This window comes from Dyadobacter sp. HNCC25DJ184 (assembly GCF_056895215.1).
The window spans coordinates 94,627-116,132 of the sequence record NZ_JBXHAQ010000016.1; the positions used below are offsets into that span (position 1 = coordinate 94,627).

Annotated in this window: 18 protein-coding genes; 8 read left to right on the forward strand and 10 right to left on the reverse strand. The window is 42.3% G+C overall.

The window, feature by feature from the left end:
* Positions 1 to 119: 119 nt before the first annotated feature.
* The 3 genes from AC1XUD_RS21625 to can form a co-directional block, all read right to left on the reverse strand.
* A complete protein-coding gene (locus AC1XUD_RS21625) occupies positions 120 to 1,325 on the reverse strand; it encodes a DUF763 domain-containing protein (protein WP_483363106.1) in 1,206 nt (401 codons plus the stop codon).
* A gap of 184 nt (positions 1,326 to 1,509) precedes the next feature.
* Entirely contained in the window at positions 1,510 to 2,700 is a 1,191-nt protein-coding gene (locus AC1XUD_RS21630; RefSeq protein WP_483363107.1) for a PepSY-associated TM helix domain-containing protein, read from the reverse strand.
* A gap of 287 nt (positions 2,701 to 2,987) precedes the next feature.
* Entirely contained in the window at positions 2,988 to 3,617 is a 630-nt protein-coding gene (can, locus tag AC1XUD_RS21635; protein ID WP_483363108.1) for a carbonate dehydratase, read from the reverse strand.
* Between the two features lie 314 nt (positions 3,618 to 3,931).
* Here can and ileS point away from each other — a divergent pair, with 314 nt between their 5' ends.
* Together ileS and AC1XUD_RS21645 are read left to right on the forward strand one after the other, a co-directional pair.
* On the forward strand, positions 3,932 to 7,381 hold the full coding sequence (gene ileS / locus AC1XUD_RS21640) for an isoleucine--tRNA ligase (protein ID WP_483363109.1): 3,450 nt from the start codon (positions 3,932 to 3,934) through the stop codon (positions 7,379 to 7,381).
* Positions 7,382 to 7,503: 122 nt separating this feature from the next.
* The gene (locus AC1XUD_RS21645; RefSeq protein WP_483363110.1) at positions 7,504 to 8,283 is read left to right on the forward strand and encodes a 3-hydroxyacyl-CoA dehydrogenase; all 780 of its coding nucleotides are present in this window, start codon (positions 7,504 to 7,506) and stop codon (positions 8,281 to 8,283) included.
* Between the two features lie 123 nt (positions 8,284 to 8,406).
* Here the strand turns inward: AC1XUD_RS21645 and AC1XUD_RS21650 are convergent, their stop codons facing one another.
* On the reverse strand, positions 8,407 to 9,156 hold the full coding sequence (locus tag AC1XUD_RS21650; protein ID WP_483363111.1) for a DeoR/GlpR family DNA-binding transcription regulator: 750 nt from the start codon (positions 9,154 to 9,156) through the stop codon (positions 8,407 to 8,409).
* A gap of 185 nt (positions 9,157 to 9,341) precedes the next feature.
* On the opposite strand from AC1XUD_RS21650, the gene AC1XUD_RS21655 reads away from it, so the two are divergent.
* Both AC1XUD_RS21655 and AC1XUD_RS21660 read left to right on the forward strand, forming a co-directional pair.
* Positions 9,342 to 9,887, forward strand: a complete 546-nt coding sequence (locus tag AC1XUD_RS21655; protein ID WP_483363112.1) for a 5' nucleotidase, NT5C type — start codon at positions 9,342 to 9,344, stop codon at positions 9,885 to 9,887.
* 131 nt (positions 9,888 to 10,018) lie between these two features.
* The gene (locus AC1XUD_RS21660; protein WP_483363113.1) at positions 10,019 to 10,825 is read left to right on the forward strand and encodes a DUF4349 domain-containing protein; all 807 of its coding nucleotides are present in this window, start codon (positions 10,019 to 10,021) and stop codon (positions 10,823 to 10,825) included.
* Positions 10,826 to 11,007: 182 nt separating this feature from the next.
* On the opposite strand, the gene AC1XUD_RS21665 is transcribed toward AC1XUD_RS21660, so the two are convergent.
* Together AC1XUD_RS21665 and AC1XUD_RS21670 are read right to left on the reverse strand one after the other, a co-directional pair.
* On the reverse strand, positions 11,008 to 11,604 hold the full coding sequence (locus AC1XUD_RS21665) for a short chain dehydrogenase (protein WP_483363114.1): 597 nt from the start codon (positions 11,602 to 11,604) through the stop codon (positions 11,008 to 11,010).
* A gap of 341 nt (positions 11,605 to 11,945) precedes the next feature.
* Entirely contained in the window at positions 11,946 to 12,869 is a 924-nt protein-coding gene (locus tag AC1XUD_RS21670) for an NAD(P)/FAD-dependent oxidoreductase (protein WP_483363115.1), read from the reverse strand.
* 444 nt (positions 12,870 to 13,313) lie between these two features.
* Between AC1XUD_RS21670 and AC1XUD_RS21675 the strand changes: the two genes are divergently transcribed.
* From AC1XUD_RS21675 to AC1XUD_RS21690, 4 genes are all read left to right on the forward strand, one after another.
* On the forward strand, positions 13,314 to 14,177 hold the full coding sequence (locus AC1XUD_RS21675) for an AraC family transcriptional regulator (RefSeq protein ID WP_483363116.1): 864 nt from the start codon (positions 13,314 to 13,316) through the stop codon (positions 14,175 to 14,177).
* Positions 14,178 to 14,364: 187 nt separating this feature from the next.
* The gene (locus AC1XUD_RS21680; protein WP_483363117.1) at positions 14,365 to 15,309 is read left to right on the forward strand and encodes an NAD(P)-dependent alcohol dehydrogenase; all 945 of its coding nucleotides are present in this window, start codon (positions 14,365 to 14,367) and stop codon (positions 15,307 to 15,309) included.
* A 334-nt stretch (positions 15,310 to 15,643) separates the two neighbouring features.
* Positions 15,644 to 16,327, forward strand: a complete 684-nt coding sequence (locus AC1XUD_RS21685; protein ID WP_483363118.1) for a porin family protein — start codon at positions 15,644 to 15,646, stop codon at positions 16,325 to 16,327.
* 95 nt (positions 16,328 to 16,422) lie between these two features.
* Positions 16,423 to 16,602 carry a hypothetical protein gene (locus AC1XUD_RS21690; protein WP_483363119.1) on the forward strand — a complete coding sequence of 60 codons (180 nt, stop codon included), beginning with the start codon at positions 16,423 to 16,425 and terminating at the stop codon, positions 16,600 to 16,602.
* A 105-nt stretch (positions 16,603 to 16,707) separates the two neighbouring features.
* On the opposite strand, the gene lgt is transcribed toward AC1XUD_RS21690, so the two are convergent.
* The 4 genes from lgt to AC1XUD_RS21710 all read right to left on the reverse strand — a co-directional run bounded on the left by lgt (position 16,708) and on the right by AC1XUD_RS21710 (position 21,358).
* On the reverse strand, positions 16,708 to 17,541 hold the full coding sequence (lgt, locus tag AC1XUD_RS21695; protein WP_483363120.1) for a prolipoprotein diacylglyceryl transferase: 834 nt from the start codon (positions 17,539 to 17,541) through the stop codon (positions 16,708 to 16,710).
* Between the two features lie 175 nt (positions 17,542 to 17,716).
* Positions 17,717 to 18,217: an RNA polymerase sigma factor gene (locus AC1XUD_RS21700; protein ID WP_483363121.1), complete on the reverse strand. Its 501-nt coding sequence runs from the start codon at positions 18,215 to 18,217 to the stop codon at positions 17,717 to 17,719.
* Between the two features lie 196 nt (positions 18,218 to 18,413).
* Entirely contained in the window at positions 18,414 to 20,432 is a 2,019-nt protein-coding gene (uvrB, locus tag AC1XUD_RS21705) for an excinuclease ABC subunit UvrB (RefSeq protein WP_483363122.1), read from the reverse strand.
* Between the two features lie 74 nt (positions 20,433 to 20,506).
* Positions 20,507 to 21,358 (reverse strand): cupin-like domain-containing protein, encoded by an 852-nt coding sequence (locus tag AC1XUD_RS21710; RefSeq protein WP_483363123.1) that lies wholly within the window; start codon positions 21,356 to 21,358, stop codon positions 20,507 to 20,509.
* Positions 21,359 to 21,506: the final 148 nt, after the last annotated feature.

Sequence of the window (21,506 nt, forward strand, 5' to 3'; positions counted from 1 at the left end):
GGAAAAATCAGGGAACGAATAAAGAGATTCAGTTTGGATGTTTCTACTTTTTAAAATCCCGAAAACCGGTGGCGAGGTTTGCAATTCATGATTTTAATACCAAAAAATCTTTACAAAATTTAGAACAGGCTGAGCTGCCCGTTACTACCGGAAGGTTTCTTTGCTTTCCCTTTTACAGTTTGCCCTTCGTATTTCCATGAATCACGTCGTTCCTGTTCAATTATTTTGTCAAAATTGTTATTTGGCTGAAAGTCTTTTTCAAGTTCGGCTGCTGCTGTCGAAAGTTTTTTGAGCGCTTCCGATTTATCCTTTTCTCCTAATTTGGCTTTTCTGACGGCAGTTTCCAAAACCCGTATAGATTCGTCATATATCTTCACCGGTACAGGGAACGGGTGTCCGTCCTTACCGCCATGAGCGAACGAGAAACGGGCTGGATCAGAAAAACGGGAAGGCGTTCCATGAATGATTTCACTGACAAGCGTCAAGGACTGAATGGTGCGGGGGCCAACACCTTCCAATAAAAGTAGAGATTCCATATCCCTGACGTCATTTTCATGAGCGAGCCCGAGGATAGGGCCGAGGCGTTTGAGGTTAATATCTTCCGCCCGAACGTCATGGTGATCCGGCATAATAAGTTTTCTCATTTCTCGCATGATCCGATCCGGATTCTCCGCTCCAACCGCCAAAATGCCTGATTTTGTCGCATGAGCATCCTTGTGTGTGAGATTCAGGATATTTCCCTGATTGGGTCCGTATATAAATGCGTGTGGTTCTTCGGTATAAGAAGCGAAATCCTGCGAATGCCAGTGATATCGTCGTGCGAGCTTTTCGTCAGCGTTCATACCTTGCTGAATAACAGTCCACTCGCCGTTTTTTGATAAAACAAAAGAATGAAGATATAGCTGAAAACCGTCCTGAATTGCAGTATTGTCTACTTTGGCTGTCAACCGGCTGCTCCGAACCAGGTCACTTCCGTTTAAGCCAGTTTTGTCAGCAATATTCAAAAGTTCAGCTGGTGTTTGTCGAGAATGCTTACCGCGACCGCCACAAATATATATGCCCAGTTCGTTGGATTTTTTGTTGAGGGAATATTTCAGCGCGCCCATGACAGACGTGGTAATTCCTGACGAATGCCAGTCCATTCCCAACACGCAGCCCAATGATTGAAACCAGAACGGATCGCTCATCTTTTTGAGAAGCATACTTTGTCCATATTCCACAACAATGGCCTCCGCAATCGCCCCCCCCAGTAAACCCATTCTTTTCGCCAGCCATTCAGGTACTTTCCCGTAATGAAGTGGCATATCCGCATGCCCTGTTTTCATATTCCGAATTTACACAAAAAAGCCATTTGGTGGAGGGTAATCTAAACGCAGAGTTAAGAAGAATATAGCACAGAGTTGCACGAAGTTGCTTTCAATGCTAACTAAACGAGCAAATGCTTAATTCTGCGCTAAAATAATATGTAAGCGAATGCTCAGAAGGATGCATGTTGGCCAGGAATTAACCTTAACTCCTGAGTGCCTTCGCGGCCAACAAAACTTCCGGTCTTTTCGACTCTTTTGTAGCTTTTCGATCCTGCTTTTTCTCTTTTTTACGTCGCCCCCACCAGATGAGGAAACCGGAGATAGGCAAAGTTGCGCATATCAGACTGGCGAAAAAGGCAAGGATTTTTCCGGGTAAGCCCAGGATAGCCCCGGTATGGATATCATAGTTCATCCTTCGAAGGAGTTGACCAATGTTGGCTTCGTTGTATTTTCCTGTAAATGGGCCGGTTGCGTTGATTTTTTTCAGGGAATACTGGTCAAAATAATTATAATCGACCTTATAATATGTTCCTGATCGGAAGTTTACGTAAGAGTATATTGACTCGCTGGGTAGTAAAGGAATGGAAATGTTAATCTCCTCATGCACAGGATATTCGGCTGACAATTTACGCCATGCAATATCGACAGCTGCTTTGGGAGCGTACACTCTGGAAACGATGGTCGTATCAGACGCGGGGTTATAATAATCATCAGACCCCTCACCACCAGTTACGGTATAGAAGGATTGGGCAAACCACTGGAAACCCCATACCAAACCGGTGATGGCAAAAATCATCCCTAAAGACACAATATAAAATCCAAGAACATTGTGTAAATCGTAATTTTTGCGGCGCCATTTAGCACTCCATTTTATGGTAAAGCGTTGTTTGGCGGCTGACTTGTTTTTTGGCCACCACAGTATCAATCCGCTGATCATCATTACCAGGAAAATCAGGGTAGCCGACGCCACCACGGGTTGACCGATCGCCTCAGGAAGCCAGAGATAATAGTGTCCGTGAAGTATAAAGTGGAAAAAATCTTCATCCTCGCTCCAGACTTTGGCAACTTTTCCGGTATATGGGTCCATATAGACCACGTAATAGTATTCCGGATCAAAATTATAAAAGCCAACTTCTGCTGTTCTGCCTTTCTGATTGTACAAAACACCGTTGGCTCTTTTGCCCGGAAGCTCTTTTTCGGCTAAGGTGGAGAGGACAGATGGTGCAAGAATTTCTTTGTTGGGAGCAACTTCGGTATATCGATACGATTGCGTAAAACTCTTGATTTCCTGTTCAAAGGCCAGAATGCAGCCAGTAAGTGATATGACAACCACAATAATACCTGAAATCAATCCCAGCCAGAGGTGTAATGTTGATACCCATTTTTTGAACATACTGGAACTGAGATAATGGTCGATTAATCAGGAGTTGAAAAATCAAAGTTAATTAGTCAAGTTCTAAATAGCAAGACAAGGGCCGCAGAGATACCGAATTGGGGAAACGGTTAAGGGGTTAAAAAGGGTGAACGGGTTAAAGGTTAACGGAGTTACGAATGAATAGCAGAAAGAGGCTTGGCAGAACTCTGAATATTTCCAGTCTTCCATCAAACCTCTTAGTTACATCAGAGCAAACGAATCTAAAGGCAAACGCCTAAAAACGAACACCTTAAAGCTAAAAGCTCCTAAAAGTCATATCTAAATATTCCCTCCACCACGCTACCAGGCTCCATTTCGATGATGGGTTTGATGATGCCGTCATTTAAGCCATATACCCAGCCGTGCAGATGGACCTGTTCACCTCTATTCCAGGCTTTTTGGACGATCGTCGTTTTCGAAAGATTTTTGACCTGCTCCACTACATTCAGCTCCACCAATCGATCGGTTCTTAATTTTTCATCCGCAATCCCATCCAATTCGGTTGCGTGTTTAGCATATACTTCCTTGATATTCAATAACCATTTGTTGATCAGCCCGAGATCGGAGTGAGTCATGGACGCTCTCACGCCACCACATCCGTAATGTCCCACAACCAGAATATGCCTTACTTTCAGCACTTCCACGGCATATTGGAGCACACTGAGCATATTGATATCAGTATGAACAACGAGATTGGCGATATTGCGGTGTACAAACATTTCACCGGGATGCGTTCCGGTCACTTCGTTGGAATGAACCCGACTGTCGGAACAGCCAATCCAAAGAAATTCAGGTTTTTGATCAGCGGCGAGATTAGTGAAATATTCTTCGTCGAGCGCCAGCTGTTTGGATGCCCAGGCTTTGTTATTGATTAACAGTTTTTTATATGATTCCATGTTGTTTCTTGTTTGATCTTTTCGTTGAACTATTTAACTGGGTTCGGCGACAACTTTGGTCTAATTCTGTCTTGCCAAGTCGTTTTTTGAAGTTTCATAACCAACAAAATATGGAAGACGGTTTGGAGATTAAAAGTAATGATTCGTTTTTTAATCTTATTTTAATTCCTTCGACGGGAATAATATGAATTGAACCGAAATCTCACCCCTTTCCCCGAAAAAAATCGTAATTTTGCACTCCTAAAAATTGGAACAAGCAACATAATGATAGTCATCTGCCGGGTTAATGGCCTATGACAGCCAATTGGTAAAATATGAAATACAGAGAGTATAAAAACCTGAGCTATCCGCAGATTGCAGACGATGTACTGAAATTCTGGAAGGACAAGAAGATTTTCGAAGCGTCGGTTGAAACACGTGAAGGTTCGCCGTCATTTACCTTTTACGAAGGGCCGCCGTCTGCAAACGGAACTCCCGGTATTCATCACGTAATGGCGCGATCGATTAAGGATATTTTCTGTCGCTATAAAACGCTGAAAGGCTTTCAGGTTAAACGTAAGGGCGGTTGGGATACCCACGGCCTTCCTGTTGAATTGCAGGTTGAAAAGGAATTGGGTATCACAAAAGAGGACATTGGCAAGACCATTTCTGTAGCGGAATATAACGAAAGGTGCCGCCAGACGGTCATGAAATTCACCGACCAGTGGAATGATCTGACCGAGAAAATGGGCTATTGGGTGGATTTGGACGACCCATATATTACCTATAAAAGTGAGTATATAGAAAGTCTGTGGCATTTGCTTAAAATGCTGTATGACAAAGGATTACTATACAAGGGGTATACTATTCAGCCGTATTCGCCGGCAGCTGGAACGGGACTTTCTTCGCACGAATTGAACATGCCCGGCACGTATAAGGATGTGAAGGACACGACGATTGTGGCGATGTTTAAAGTGAAAGTGGGAGAGACTTCGCAAGCTTTTGGAGACTTACTAAGTCGCGGTGAAGATATTCGCATATTGGCCTGGACGACAACACCATGGACTTTGCCAGCAAACTCTGCGCTGACGGTAGGTGCCAATATATCATATGCTTTGGTTAAAACTTTCAATCCATATACCTACACGCCGGTACATGTTGTGCTGGCGAAGGATCTGATTGGTAAATATTTTTCAGAAAAAGGTCATGAAGGTGATTTCGATGGCTTCGAGGCAAGCGACAAGAAAATTTTGCCATGGACTATAGTTTCTGAATTCAAAGGGAAAGATCTGGAAGGGGTTGAATATGAGCAGTTAATGCCATATGTGCAGCCGACCGTCGGACCATCTGATAAGCCTGCGTTCCGCGTCATTCTGGGCGATTTTGTAACAACTGAGGACGGAACGGGCGTGGTTCATACTTCACCAACTTTTGGTGCGGATGACTTCCGGGTGGCTCAGGCTAACGGAATTCCGGCGATTATGGTGAAGGACGAAACTGGCAAAGAGGTGCCGATAGTAGACAAGCAAGGGCGTTTCGTGAAGGAAATTACTGATTACGCAGGTCGCTATGTGAAACCGGAATATTATTCAGCAGAAGAACAAAATGATCCCGAGTTCAGAGCGACGGACGTCTTGATCGCTATAAAATTGAAAGAGGAGGGTAAGGCGTTTAAAGTTGAAAAATATGAACACCCTTACCCACATTGCTGGAGAACGGATAAGCCTGTTTTGTACTATCCCTTGGATAGCTGGTTTATCAAAACAACTGCGATGAAAGACAGGCTGGTGGAACTGAACAAGACCATCAACTGGAAACCGGAAAGCACAGGGACTGGCCGTTTTGGAAACTGGCTTGAAAATCTGGTGGACTGGAACTTGTCGCGTTCGAGATATTGGGGAACACCGTTGCCAATATGGAGAAGCGAGGCGGGTGAGGAAGTTTGTGTTGGCTCGATTGATCAGCTAAAAGATTTGCTGGAAGAGGCAATTATTTCTGAACATCTGACGCGCGAACAATCTGCTCATAACTCGGAATATCTGCTGAAATTGCAGCACGGTGATTATGATTTACACCGTCCATATGTCGATACCATCGTTTTGGTTTCTCCAAAGGGTCACGTTATGTACCGGGAACCAGACCTGATTGATGTTTGGTTTGATTCGGGTGCAATGCCATATGCACAGTGGCATTATCCGTTCGAAAACAAAGAGATATTCAACGAAAGCTATCCTGCTGATTTTATATCGGAAGGGGTGGATCAGACACGTGGCTGGTTCTTTACGCTACACGCTATCGCGGGTATGCTGTTCGATTCCGTCGCATTTAAAAACGTAGTTTCAACTGGACTTGTACTTGACAAGAACGGCAATAAAATGTCGAAACGTCTTGGCAATGCGGTGGATCCGTTCGAAACTTTGGGCAAATTTGGCCCTGACGCTACGCGCTGGTATATGATCACAAACGCCGAGCCGTGGGATAACCTGAAATTCAATATCGAAGGAATCGGGGAGGTGCAGCGGAAGTTTTTTGGAACCCTTACAAACACGTACAACTTCTTTGCACTATATGCGAATTTGGACGGATATGAATTCCACGAAACCAAAACCGTTGCCGTTGAAAAACGTACGGAATTGGATCGCTGGATTTTATCGAAGTTGAATACTTTGGTGAAAGAAGTTGGAGAACAATTTGATGACTATAATCCAACGAAGGCGGGCCGTCTGGTTCAGGATTTTGTAACGGATCAATTGTCAAACTGGTATATCCGTCTGAACCGCCGTCGTTTTTGGAATCCCTCGCAGGAACAATCTGCAGGCGTATTAACAGAAGACAAACAGGCTGCATATGAAACACTGCAACATTGTTTGGTTACCGTGTCTCAATTGATGTCGCCAATCGCGCCTTTCTTTGCAGAGTGGCTTTACAAAGGATTGACGGACGGAGATCGTGATAATGCGGTGAAAGACAATACCAATCTGAAATACGAATCGGTGCATTTATCACACTGGCCGACAGTAGAGAATGCTATAATCGATCAGGATTTGGAGAAATCTATGGAACTTGCGCAGTCGATCAGTTCTTTGGTTCACTCGATCCGGAAAGGACATAAGTTAAAAGTTCGGCAGCCGCTTTCGAAAATATTGATACCGGTATTGAGCGATGTAACAAAACGCCAGATCGAGCAGGTGACGTCGATAATCCTCACAGAAGTGAATGTGAAGCATATCGAATTTGTCCATGACGACAGCGGTATTTTGACCAAAAAGATCAAACCAAACTTCAAAACGCTTGGACCTAAATTTGGACCAAAAATGAAAGAAGTGGCTGCAGCAATTACTGCCATGGACGGAGCTGCGATCAAGGAGATCGAGAAAAATGGTGCTATATCGCTTGGATCCGGAGCCTTCGAAATCGCGCTTAGTGATGTAGAAATCCATGCCGAAGACGTTCCTGGATGGTTGGTAGCCAGCGAAGGCGGATTGACCGTCGCGTTAGATATCACAGTTACAGAAGATCTGAGGCTGGAAGGAATAGCGCGTGATTTCGTAAACCGTGTTCAAAATCTGCGTAAAGACAGCGGTTTTGAAGTAACGGATAAGATCCGAATCACCTTGGAAAACAACAACGAATTGCTCGCAACAGCAGTAACTTCAAATAAAGACTATATCTGCCAGGAAGTGCAAGCCCTGGATCTTAACCTTGTCGCAGACCTGAACGGAAGCGCAAGCGAGATCGAAATGGACGAGTTTTTGCTGAAAGTGAAGGTTGAGGTGGTTTCGTAATTGCAGGCAAGTTTTATTAAGAAGTAATAAAAAAGAACCAAAGAGACAATTCTGATCTTCTTTGGTTCTTTTTGTTTTAAATTGTCATGGTGTCAATAGTATCTACCGCTATCTTACAATCCATGCAACTACAAAATTCCACAGCCATAGTTACCGGAGGGGCATCTGGTTTAGGAGAGGCAACCGTGAGATTGCTTTTATCGCAAGGTGCTAATGTGCTTGTATTGGATCTGAATGATGGTTCGGGATTGGCTTTGGAGCAGGAGTTATACCCAAAAGTAAGATTTGCAAAGACTGACGTTACTGACGAACTGCATGTTCAAAGTGCGATTGACTTGGCTATAAGTTTATTCGGCTCGGTCCATATTGTAGTCAACTGCGCCGGAATTGCACCCGCAAACAAAACGTTGGGGAAAACCGATGGGGTATATGGCCCTCATGCTTTGTCGTTGTTTGAAAAAACGATCCGAATCAATCTGATCGGAACCTTCAACGTGATCAGACTTGCTGCCTTTGCGATGGAGAAAAATACGCCTAATATCGACGGTGAGCGCGGTGTTATTATCAACACGGCTTCGGTGGCGGCATATGACGGCCAGATGGGCCAGGTAGCTTATGCTGCGAGCAAAGGTGGTATCGTGAGTATGACGTTGCCTATTGCAAGAGACTTGGCACGATCCGGTATTCGGGTTATGGCAATCGCTCCCGGCTTATTTGAAACACCAATGTTGCTTGGCTTGCCAGAAGAAGCTAGAACTTCATTGGGCCAGCAAATTCCATTTCCTTCACGTCTGGGAAAACCTTCTGAATATGCCACTTTGGTTAAATCAATTATCGAAAATCCAATGCTGAACGGGGAGGTGATCCGCCTGGATGGGGCTATCCGGATGGGGCCGAAGTAGAGGGCGGTGAAATAAAGAATTGGTCATGAAGGATTTGACAGGAGCCGTTTAGTTATTGTCAGGCAGTTGTTATTTGATTGTGACCTTGGCTGGGCATTGTTTGTATCTGCTTGCTTCACTTTACTATATGATTGAAATTCCTAGTTGATCATAATCGGCTTTATTTGGAATGAGTTCTGGTTGGTCGGTTACGATGGATGTCAGGCGATTCGTCGGGCATACGTAATAGGCTTCGGCGGTTCCCAATTTTTCGACCGAGGCAAGCGCGATTACATTTTGTGTTGATTCTACCATCGCTCTTTTGACATCACTTTCTTCATAATCAGGGCCTGTTACTCCCAGTTCGGGATGAATACTGCATATCCCCAAAAAGCATATATCAGCGCGAAATCTCTTGAAAAACTGGATTGTTTCATTGCCAACTGTCACGAACGATGATTTGAGCAAACGACCTCCTCCAAAAAGTACTTCGACGTATTCATGATCCTCCAAGATAGACGCGATGGGAAAGCTATTGGTGATAACCGTAAGTCGGATATCCTTTGGCAAAGCCTGTGCAATAAGCAAAGCAGAAGTCCCTCCGTCGAAAATGACGACCTGATCATTTTTTAGAAAATTGACCGCCTTTTCGGCGATGATTTTCTTGTTCTCGTTGGCATATTGTACTCTGTCTTTAAAGTGGTGAGGGCCGGGAGAATGGGGTACAGCTCCTCCTCGAACAGCCTTTAACAGACCCTGATCGGAAAGTTCTTTGATATCCCTGCGGACAGTATCTTCGGACACATTAAGAATAGAGCTCAGATCAGGAAGCAAGACTTTATTTTCCTGCATCAATTGTTTAAGTATAATCTGAAATCGTTCTTCCTTTAACATTGGTAGCTTTTAGCTTTTAGTGATTAGGGTGTGCCTTAGTGCAGTTAGTTTGAAATACCGATAGCAGGCGACTATATGGTGAATCGACGTGCAAAGTTCAATATTATTATCAATTAACATATTGCAAATATATGCAATATGTTTTAAGTTTGTTGCAGAATATTGCAAATTTAGAAACTGAATTTATGAGTACCAAGAAAACGATCGCTATTGATATGGACAATGTTCTGGTGGATATTGAGTCTAACTGGATTGATCTATATGAAAGAGCATATGGCGTAAAAATAGAAAAGGAGTCTTTGCGCGGGGTTCCTGAGCATGAGGCATTTCCGGAGCCAGCCAAAGCATGGGAGTTGATACACAAGCCGGGCTTTTTTCGGTATGCGCCAATGATGAAAGGAGCCCGAGAGGCTGTTGAAAGTCTGAGTAAAGACTATGAGATATACATCGTTTCGGCTGCGACGGAATTTCCTAATTCACTCTTGGAAAAATGGGAGTGGATCGCTGAACACCTGCCATTTATATCATGGAGACACATCATTTTGTGCGGTGACAAAAGTATCATCAACACAGACTATATGATCGACGATCACCTCAAAAACCTTGATTTTCACAAGGGAACGCCCGTCTTATTCACGGCAAGCCATAATATCAATGTCACCAAACATACTCGCGTTAACGACTGGGCAGAGGTGGTAACGTTGTTTGAATCCTTTTTGGTGAGCGAGTAAAAGCATGCGTTTAAGTTGTCCTTCTTTTAGTTCGAAGCTTGCTAATAAATCTGATCTCATCATGTATATATAATTAAATTATATAATATATTTAGTTCATAAATGGTATTTACCAATTAACGAACTATGTCATGAGAAGTTTAATTGCCTTTTTGCTGGTATTGACCTTAATTTCTTGTCAATCCCCGAACGAAGAAATTGCCTTCGAGGCAGCTCTTCCGATGGCTGTGCCTCCTCGCGCGGCTGAAAATGAGATGATGGTTCCGGATGATCCTGAATTACTCACCCAAAAACTGGTAAAACGAGGGGTTGTCGAGTTCGAAGTATCGGATATTGCCCAAACGAAGGAAACAATCAAAAACGCTGTTTCGACCCATGCCGGGTATGTTTCCACGGACTCCGAAGATAAGCAGTATGATCGGCTGAGCTGCAAAATGACTGTCAGAATACCGTCAAACAAATTTGATAGTTTTCTGGATGATGCCACTAAAGGTATTTCGGAATTTGATAATAAAAGAATAACCGTTGAAGACGTCACCGAAGAGTTCACTGATATTCAGGCCAGGCTAAAAACGAAAAAGGAGATCGAGGCCCGATATCTTACGCTGCTCTCCAAATCCAATTCTGTAAAAGATATTCTGGATGTAGAGAAGGAATTGGGTACCATTCGGACTGACATTGAGTCCATTGAAGGGAGAATGAAATACCTTTCGAGTCAGGTTCAATTCTCAACTTTGGATATCACTTTCTACAAAACAACGCTCCAAACCACTGGAGTGGGCGGCAAGGTCAAGTATGCATTTTTTCAAGGCTGGACTAATTTGTTTGATACCACTTTGGTTGCAATCAACGTCTGGCCATTTATCTTGCTTGTATTCGGTGCGATATGGGCTTTTCGGAAAATGTTAAAACGTCGCGTGCCAGTTGCTGCAACATAATCAATTTTTTTCCTTACGCCTTTCTTTCAGTTGCGGAAAACTAAGGAAAGGGAGAAAAACCGTCACGCCTTTCGCGTGTGGTTTTTCTCCCAGGAATATATTGTAGCCAATTGTCGTTCCCCCCGTAATAGGTAACTGCCAAGAAGGCTGACCATATCTCATTGACTGAGAATGAACAAAATTTAATATGGCGTTATCACTTGCCCAGTATTAGCACCGAATACACTTTTTCGAAACCCATATTCCAGTTGTTTCATAGTGACAGGTACCTCTCCTGGAAAGTATGGAAAATATTGTGGCGAGTCTTCAATAACAGTAGGGCTAACTGCATTAATCCTAACTCCATTTTCGAGCTCAATGGCAGCAGCTCTAACAAATGCTTCAATGGCTCCGTTGGCAGCAGCTGCATTGGCGAAATTTAGTTGCGGGTCAGTGGTTAACGCGCCAGCAATCAGAGTGAAAGATCCTTTTGGTTTAATGTAGCGTTGTCCGATAAGTACCAAATTGACCTGGCCCATCAATTTTCCTTCGATTCCTTTTCTGAATTCTCTATCTGTCATTTTTTTCCAAGGACCAACATATGATGGTCCTGCTGTAGATATCAGGGCATCAAAGGCACCTACTTGCTCGAACAAATTTTCTATCGATTCCAGCGAAGTAATGTCAGCTTGAATATCTCCGCCACTGGACGCCACTCTAATGATTTCGTGATCTTTTTCAAGCGCCTTGGATAAATGTTTCCCCATGGTGCCTGTCGCACCTACAATGATAATTTTCATTTTTTAATTGATAATTGGTAAAGTTTTAACTGAAGACGCGCTATTGAAGCGCTTTCTAATTTCAAAATTAGTTGGTGCAAAAGGCAACCGGATAGGACAGAAATGTAGTATTGCAGGATTTGTGCTGAATTGTATCGAAGGTGATTCTCTTATTTTTATGTGTAAAGACGGATTTATGATATCACAAAACAGGTTGGCTTATTAAGCGTTGTGCCATATTCAAAACAGGATAAAGCGAAACGATCCTTGCCAGTCTACCTTATTTGTTAAAAGCAGGACGCCCCTGACCAAAAATAAAGCCATTCCGATAATTCTGATAGTAAGTACGATAAATGCATTCATTAGACATCGTATTTTAAATCGAATTCTTCCATGATCATTCTTTTACTCACTGTAATCCCCGCAGCTGTTCCCATTGCAACAGCATTTGCAACCGTGCGCATGCGCGTAGCATTATCGCCGCAAGCAAAAACTCCTTCCATGCTGGTCTGCTGAAATGAATCAATCTTGATATAGCCTTCAACAGTTAGCTCACATCCCAAAGATTCAGGTATCTGGCAGTGTTGTTGAAATGGTGTTGGTGCATAAATAGCACTTAACGAAACTTCCATTTCATCTTCTAAAACGATATGGTGAATATTTCCATTGATATGATCCAGTTTTCGAATCTTCTTATCTACTATAATTATTTGCCGTTTGTCAAGTTGCTCAACCTGACGCCCTGTTAAGGTGGATGGTCCATTAGTAAATAAAGTCAAATTTTTGGTCCAGTTAGAAATCAGCTTGGACAGCTCGAAACCACTTTCTCCGTTAGCTAGTATTCCAGTTTTTTCATTTCTCACTTCGTACCCATGGCAATAAGGACAGTGAAGAACCGATATGCCCCAACAGGCGGAGAATCCTTCAATGTCTTCCATAACATCTTTGATTCCAGTCGCAAAAATTACCTTCTGTGCAGCAAACCTCTCACCTGAGTATAATTCAATCTCAAAACCAATGTCAGTCCTTTTTCCACTGGTTGCCAGTCCATGGACAAACGAAACAGTCGTATAGGTTTGCAACTGCTCTCTTCCAAGCAATGAAATTTCTGATGGTGTTTTGCCGTCTTGAGTAAGAAAATTATGCGAAAAGGGCGTTTGTCTGTTACAAGGGTATCCGCTGTCGATAATCAAAACCTGTTTCAATGCTCTGCCCAATGCCATACCAGCTGCGAGCCCAGAATAACTTCCCCCGATAATGATTACATCAAAATTCCCATTTTTCATGATATTGTATTTTTAAAATTGCGCGACTTGCTACTTGTGTTCAGGCTTGTTGGAAATAAGTCCAACGAGGTGATTGACAAGAGGAACTCCAATGAATACAATCCAGGGAACCAGTATCATAGTCAAAATCAGGGTTCTCTGGTAAAGCGGTAAAATGGACATTGCTTCACCGAAAAAATATAGAAAAAGAGTAATTGATGGATAGATCACTATCCAGATTTTGAGAGCTGCGATTACTTTTATTTTCGTTGTCATATCGTTCATAAATTGCTTGTTGGATACAAAAGTAATTTATGATACGAACTGTCAGATAGGACGAAAATTCAGTTGTATAGGACTTATCTAGAATGATTTGATAAAACGCCTTCCAAAATTTTCTTAATTTTAAATGCGCGTATACAGTTGTCCCTCGGAAGCGGGATCATCACGTTTTAAGATTAGATTATGAAGACAATTCCGATCAGACATATTGTCGATGCACATCAACCACAAATTAGTGCCGGACGGTTTAGTATCAGGAGTGTAAGCGATGTGCTTAAAGGAAAGGATTTGGTCCACGATCTTCACAAACACGATTTTTACTTTATTCTGGCGGTAGAAAGTGGATCAGGAGTTCACGAAATTGATTTTGTCAATTACCACGTTCAAGGTAGTTCAGTCTTTATTCTACGTCCGGGTCAAGTTCATCAACTTCAATTGAAAGCTGACAGTACAGGTTATCTTTTAGAATTTGATAATTCATTTTATCAACCCAAAAACTCAATAACTGAGCTGCAGTGGAAAAAGGCAACTGGCAATAACTATTGTCAGGTAGAAGAAAATAGATTCAAAAAACTGCTTACCTATCTGTCAAACTGTTTTAACGAGTATATCTTGAAGCAGGAAGGATATAATGAAGCTATAAAGGCGAATATGGATCTGTTCTTTATCGAATTCGTTAGGCAAAGCCAAAATCCCAAACAGCTTTCATCTGTTGGGACGACGTACACCCAGGAGCGTTATGAAGAGCTACTAAGATCACTGGAAGCCAATATCACCGAAGTAAAAAGTGTTTCGGAATATGCCAAACTTCTCAATCTTTCCGTATACCAACTAAATGCAATCACGAAGTCTTCGGTAGGAAAAACGACAGCACAATTAATCAACGAGCAGATCATTCTGGAGGCAAAACGGTATTTGTTGGCGACTCCCAATCAAATTAAAGACATTGCCTGGCACCTGGGTTACGAAGATACATCTTACTTCATACGTTTTTTTAAGAATCACACTGGTCATTCACCAGATGCCTTCCGTAAGAATTTTCAATAAGTCCTACTGAACTCAATATTCATCCTATCAATGACTTATATCGCCAATTTACTTTTGTGAGTGGCTGGATATCTCCATGTACAGTTGTCAGATCCCGAGCATCGTATGAAGCTCAATTATGGACTGAATCGCTGCTGTAGATATGGAACAGTCATTTTGAACACCATTATATATTTCGATGTATATTATGAAAACTGTGACAAAAACAGTGTATGGCGGGCCAGAAATACTTCAAATTGAAGAACTGGAAAAACCGGTCATTACAGATGGCAATCTTCTGATAAAAGTTATTGCAAACTCTGTTAATCCCGCTGACTGGCATATCCTTCGCGGCAAACCTTATTTTGCCCGATTGGAATATGGTTTATTTCGACCCAACAGTAAGACCTTTGGGACCGATTTCGCTGGTATCGTTGAAGAAGTAGGAAAAAATGTAACCGGATTCAAGGTAGGAGACCGAGTATTCGGATGGAGTCTGAAAGCAGGTTCTTTTGCTGAATATATCAGTATAGAGGCCACCGCTTGCGGTCTTATGCCTCATGCCGTAAATTTTGCTGAAATGGCTTGTGTCTCACTTGCCGGTACAACTGCATTACAAGCGTTGATGAAACATGGCAAACTTAAAGAAGGGGAGATGGTTTTAATCAATGGGTCTGCAGGTGGCGTTGGGCATCTGGCTGTGCAAATTGCTAAAGCCGCAGGAGCAGTTGTGACAGCTGTTTGCTCTAGCAAAAATTTAGCCTTTGTAAAGTCATTGGGTGCCGATCACGTGATACCTTATGATCATGAGAACATACATCGTCATAAAGGCACATATGATCTTATAGTTGACACCCATGGCAATCTTACTTATAACGACTACAAACGCATGGGAAAGAGGGGGGTGGTGGTTGGCTTCACTACGATGAAGCACATGATTTCACTTCTTGTACATAGGATGTTTGGCGATTTTTCTTTGACCCAATTTACAGTTAAATCTGACAAAAGAGATTTAAATACTTTGGCATCTTTTATTCAAAATGGGAAAATTAACGTCCACATAGACATAATATATCCCTATATGGAAATTCCCAAAGCTATAAGTTTCATTGAAAAAATGCACACAAGGGGAAAAGTTGCGATCGACTGGTAAAGTGGATGTAAAGTACTGAAACATAGTATGTAATATTCAGCAGCATAATTTAATATTAGTGATGTTCAATTAAAGAAATGTCCTACCAGCAAGCAGCCGTCATAAACTAATTTTGTCTTGTTGATTGATCAGCATAGATATCACCTAAACAAATTGAACTTTTAATTTATTAAAAAATGAAGCAAATAAGAGAACCTTCTAACTAGAAGGGCAGGAAAAGTACTGCCCAATTTCAAGCTTTGGCCAGATGCATCAAATAAGCCCGAGCATCTATTACGTCCTGTCAATTTTTAAATCAAACTTTTCAATTTTAACCATCTAAACTACATCTATTATGTACTCACCAGTTAATTTTACCGCAAGATCGTTAGCAACATTATTATTGTTAATGATAATTTCTGTACCATCATTTTCACAGGAAAACCGTTTCGGAATTTCAATTAATTCACTGACGACAAACTTCAATTACGGAAGTTCGAATAAGTCATTGCAACCTTACAAGACGGATTTCAAAGGCTTACAGGTAGGGGCTTCTTACCAAATCGGTATAAGTAGTATGTTTTCCGTAGTGCCCGAGCTAAACTTTGCCATTAAGGGAGGTACTTTGAAAGCGCACAATCCAGTTACAATCAACAAATCAACTTTACGTTTTTACACTGTTGAAGTGCCTGTTTTTGCCCGTCTGCACATCAAACAATTTTATATAAATGCAGGTCCTTATGCAGCCTACGCGTTAGGAGGGCGCTTGAAAGTTAACGGTTCCTCAGATTTAGCGGCGTCGTCAACAAAAGTTTCATTCGGTTCGTTACCAGGGGAGTTAAACAGGTGGGATTACGGGTTTCAGGCAGGTGCCGGTTATAACTTTAAACTTAAAAAATCCACACTCACCCTGGATGCTCGTTACGGTTATGGTATAGTTAATATCTCCAATGGCATCAATCGATACAATAGAACTCTTAACATTAGTTTGGTCGTTTCAAATCGTCAGAAAAAGAATCAGAAAGGAAAACAAGATTAAAATCCTGTACTCAGGAATTTTAGCAAATAAGTAAAAAGCCAGGTCTTGTCAACGGTTGTGAGAACCTGGTTACACGGGAGCTTTATCAAAACAGGATGCAGAACGCGCAGCTTGTTAGCAGCGTTGCCCACCGGAGCGGCACCCACATTGATGTTTTGGGTGCCATCGAAAAGATTATTGCGGATACTACCATAGAACCGCTGGCCAAAGTAACATTAATCGAGCTGCTTTTTAAGAACAAACGGTTATTAATATGCCGGACTTATGGCAAATGAAAATCCTATACGAAAGTCGTGACGGTTTTTCTCCCTTTCTTTAGTTCACCCCTCAGTTTGCAAAAGCCCGTCGCGAAGCCGGGCTTTCGTTTGTAATCGCGATAGCTATGAATTAGTTAAGCGGGGAGATCGGTTTCTGGTGAGCCTGACTGCCATAATTACTCCTGCGACAATAAAGGGGATACTCAGTATCTGTCCCATATTTATCCATAGGTTATCTTCAAAAAATTCCTGGTTTACCTTAAAGAACTCGTCAATGAACCGCAGCGAAAAAAGTATTGTGATGAATATGCTAAAAATCAGCCCGTCAGGCATTTGTGCTCTTTTCTTTGACCACAATTGATATACAATGACGAATAAAATAAAACAATAAACAGATTCGTATAACTGGGCGGGGTGCCGGGGTACATTGTCTATCCTCGTGAACACAAAAGCCCAGGGAACAGAAGTTGGTATCCCAATCATTTCTGAATTCATCAGGTTACCAAAGCGAATAAAAAAACCTGACAAAGCGGCAATAATGGTGATACGGTCGAGCAGCCACAAGAAACTTGTTCCACTTTTTCTGGCATATAAAAAGACTGCCAGGATTAACCCGATTGCTCCGCCGTGGCTTGCCAAACCGCTTAATCCTGTGATATGAAACTTCGGAGAGAACGATACTGGCAGAATTTCCATCGGGTTTTGCCAGTAATAAACAGGATCATAGAATAGGATATGTCCGAATCGGGCGCCGAGGATTGTACCGACTATTAGATAGATCGCAAGTCTATCTATTTCCTCTAACGATTTTTTTTCGGTTTTATAGATATGCCTCATGACCAACATACTGAAAGCAACTCCAGTTGCCCAGCATATTCCATACCATCTGGGAATTTCGGAGAATTCAAAAACGGTCGGTCGCAAATCCCAAATGATGAAATCAAAAATGCCATTCATAATTTAACAGGCTTGACAAAAAACGATCAAAAGAGAGAAGAGAACTCCATTTCTAAATAGTCTTTCGATATCGGAAGTTGCGTTTAAATCTGGCTGAATAGCCATTAGGATCTCGTCGACGGAAATATCTGAGCTATGCGCAGCATGCTTATGGCGATTCCATAAAGGCTTTAATTCATTTAGTTTCATTGTTGTATTTATTCTTAAGTTTTTCCCTGATTCGTGATAACCTGGTACTGACATTTGAAGGTGTATAATGCAGAATTTCAGCGATTTCCTTATTCGAGTATCCTTCCATCAAGAGTATGAGTACAGCCTTGTCGGCCGTGTTTAAGTTGTCTATCAAAAAGGTAAACTCCTCGTTTTCTTCATTTATCTGAAAAGGATATTGCGGATTTTGAGTTAAATGATATTCAGAAAGAGGTTCATTTCGATCGTGCTTTTTCTCAGTCTTTTTCTTGGATAAGATCGTGTTCAGCGCAACTTTATATATCCAGGTGCTGATCAGTGAATCTCCGCGAAATGTGGGAAGCGAGCGCCAGAGCTGTAAAATGACATCCTGCCTGGCGTCTTTCAGGTCGTCCGGATCTTGAAAGTATGCCAAACAGATGCTATTGATAATGCCCTGATGTTTTTGAATCAATTCAATAAAATCTTTCTGTGATTGAATAGCCATACTGCTCTTTGTTCAGGTCTGATGGTATTAGTAGAGATTTCCCTGAAAATGTCACAGACGAAAGATTTTTTTGCAAATAATAGTTGAAACTCAATTTATGAATGAAAACGTCACGGCTGACTAACTTGCATTCCGATGGAAATCGGTATATAAATAATTGGGAAAATAGGACTGAAAAGCTCTTGGAATGATAAAATCAACTCTTTTCCTTCACCCGTTCTTTCAATTGCAAAAGCTCGTCGCGGAGGCGGGCGGCTTCTAGGAAGTCCAGTTCCTTGGCAGCGGTTTCCATTTTTCTTTGGGTTTCGGTAATCAGTTTTTTCAGGTCATTTGCACCCATATACTGAATCACCGGATCGGCTGCGATTCTCACTTCTTCCGGCTCCACATATATCTTCCTTACCTTCGAATCGGCCACTGAAGTTTGACCCATAATCGCTTCTTTGGACTTGCGAATGGTGGTAGGTGTGATGTCGTGTTCAAGGTTATATTCTATTTGGATCGCCCTTCTCCGGCGCGTTTCGTCAATTGCCTGCTGCATAGATCCTGTGATCACATCTCCATACATAATCACTTTTCCACGGTCATTTCTTGCAGCGCGACCGATGGTTTGAATCATGGAACGGACGTCGCGAAGAAATCCTTCCTTGTCTGCGTCCATAATGGCCACGAGCGAAACTTCAGGTAAATCCAGACCTTCCCGTAAGAGGTTAACACCAACCAGAACATCGAATATACCCAACCTCAATTCACGCAGAATTTCTACGCGATCCAATGTCTTGACTTCCGAGTGGATATACCGGCATTTAATTCCGACACGATCCAGATATTTGCTCAACTCTTCCGCCATTCGTTTGGTCAAAGTCGTGATGAGCACCCGGTCGCCCATTTTGATCCTTTCGTTGATTTCCTCTAGCAGGTCATCAATCTGGTTCAAACTTGGACGAACCTCAATTTCTGGATCCAGCAAGCCTGTCGGACGGATAATTTGTTCAACGACAACCCCATCCGAGCGTCTGAGTTCATAATCGGAAGGTGTGGCACTAACAAATATGGTTTGTGGCGTCAAATCTTCAAACTCCTGGAAAGTCAATGGTCTGTTATCCAGTGCAGATGGCAAACGAAATCCATATTCAACCAATGATTCTTTTCTGGATCGGTCACCACCCCACATCGCCCGGATCTGAGGCATGGTTACGTGACTTTCATCGACTACCATCAGGAAATCTTCCGGGAAATAATCGAGAAGGCAGAAAGGTCTTTGACCTGGATTTCTCCGGTCAAAATATCTTGAATAGTTTTCAATACCCGAGCAATATCCCAGCTCACGCATCATTTCAATATCAAATTCGGTACGTTCTTTAATTCTTTCTGCTTCAGCCAGTCGACCGTCGGCCGTAAAATATTTGATCTGCTGTACCAAATCGTCCTGAATTTCTTTTATGGATTGGAGCAGCACATCCCGACCGGTCACAAAAAGGTTAGCCGGAAAAACAGCAATTGCTTTTTCAGAAGATATTTTCTTGCCGGTTTCAGGTTCAATCCGCTGTATTTCTTCGATTTCATCTCCAAAGAAAATAACCCGATATGCGAAATCGGCATATCCCGGATATATGTCGACAGTATCGCCTTTTACTCTGAAAGTACCTCTTGAAAACTCGACTTCCGTACGGCTGTAAAGGATTTCCACGAGCCTGAAGAGGAACTGGTTGCGGCTAACAATATCGCCTAGTTTTACGCTGACAATACTCTTTTTATATTCATTCGGGTTTCCCGCGCCATATATACACGATACTGAAGCGACGACGAGCACATCATTTCTTCCGCTCATCAATGATGAAACGGAATGAAGCCTGAGTTTATCGATTTCCTGATTAATCATCAAGTCTTTCTCGATATAGGTATTTGTGCTGGATATAAAGGCCTCGGGCTGGTAGTAATCATAGTAGCTTATGAAATACTCTACGGCGTTTTGCGGGAAGAATTGCTTGAATTCTCCATAGAGCTGCGCTGCCAGGGTTTTATTATGGCTGAGAACCAGCGTCGGTCGGTTGATTTCGGCTACGACATTTGCTACTGTGAATGTCTTTCCGGAACCGGTGACGCCCAATAAAGTTTGTGCAGAGTCTCCGGATTTAAGTCCGTGGAGCAATTGTTTGATGGCCTCAGGCTGATCGCCCGTAGGTACGTAATCTGAAATGAGTTCGAAATTCATAACAATGCAAAGAGGTAACCCGAATAACGCATTTCAAAGATAAAAAGGTTTCTTTGAAATGCGTCCGGAATACTTTATGCTTGTTTTTCTAGGAATACGCGAGCGTTTTCAACAGCCTTTTGCTCTTTCCAGTGCTGCCAGTTGAGGCCCATCATTTTTGTGAAAGTTTTATCCACAAAAGTATGGCGAACGATATTCATACCACCTTGAAGAGCAGTGAAAATAGAGTTGTTTGCACGCAAAGCCAAGCTGAAACCTCCGTCGATATAGCGGATATAGTGCCACCAAAGTGAAGGGATAAAGATGGTTTCACCATGAAGTAAGGTGGTTTCGTAACCAGTGGCCCCTTTCAAAGCCGGAAATTTTTCGTAATCCGGGTTGATTGGGTCAACCTTACTCATCACAGTAAATGGGTGATGGTACAGGCGCGCACTTTCTTCGGGAGAAAATAAAATAACCTGCTTACGCGTGTGGAATTGCGTTAAAAATACATTTGAGCAGTCCATATCATAGTGTAAGTTGGTAATGGAGCCCTCTCCCCCAAAGAACACAAATTTGTAAGACTTCAAAAACCCATCCATAATATCCGGGAAAACGATATCGTCAGCCAGAGACGGAGCTTTTTTGAATATATCAAATAAGAAAAGACGCAGATCAGTGGGGCCTTTTTCGATGAGCGACAGATAGTCTCCAAACTTCATCGTTTTGGCAATCTGAAAGTATTTGTCGGCATCGTGCATATGGTTGTCTACCAACGGGACATCGATATTGCCGTGGTTTTCGCGCAGCCAATCGAAAGTCCATTTTTCAATTGCCGGCCATTTCATCAAATCTGTAAAAACAACGGGACGACTTGGTTTCAGATAGTTTTCGATGAACTCTTCACGCGTCAATCCTGATCGCTTTTCTATGGGCACTAACTTCATGATAGAACTGATATTTGTATTGTAATTAGCTGAATATTAACTAAGTAGTAAAAGATAAGGCGACAGCTGTTCGATTTTAAATCTGATTTGTCCCTTCTTAAACGAAACAAGAAAGGTTGGCTTACTGAACAAATCATTCTATCGAAAT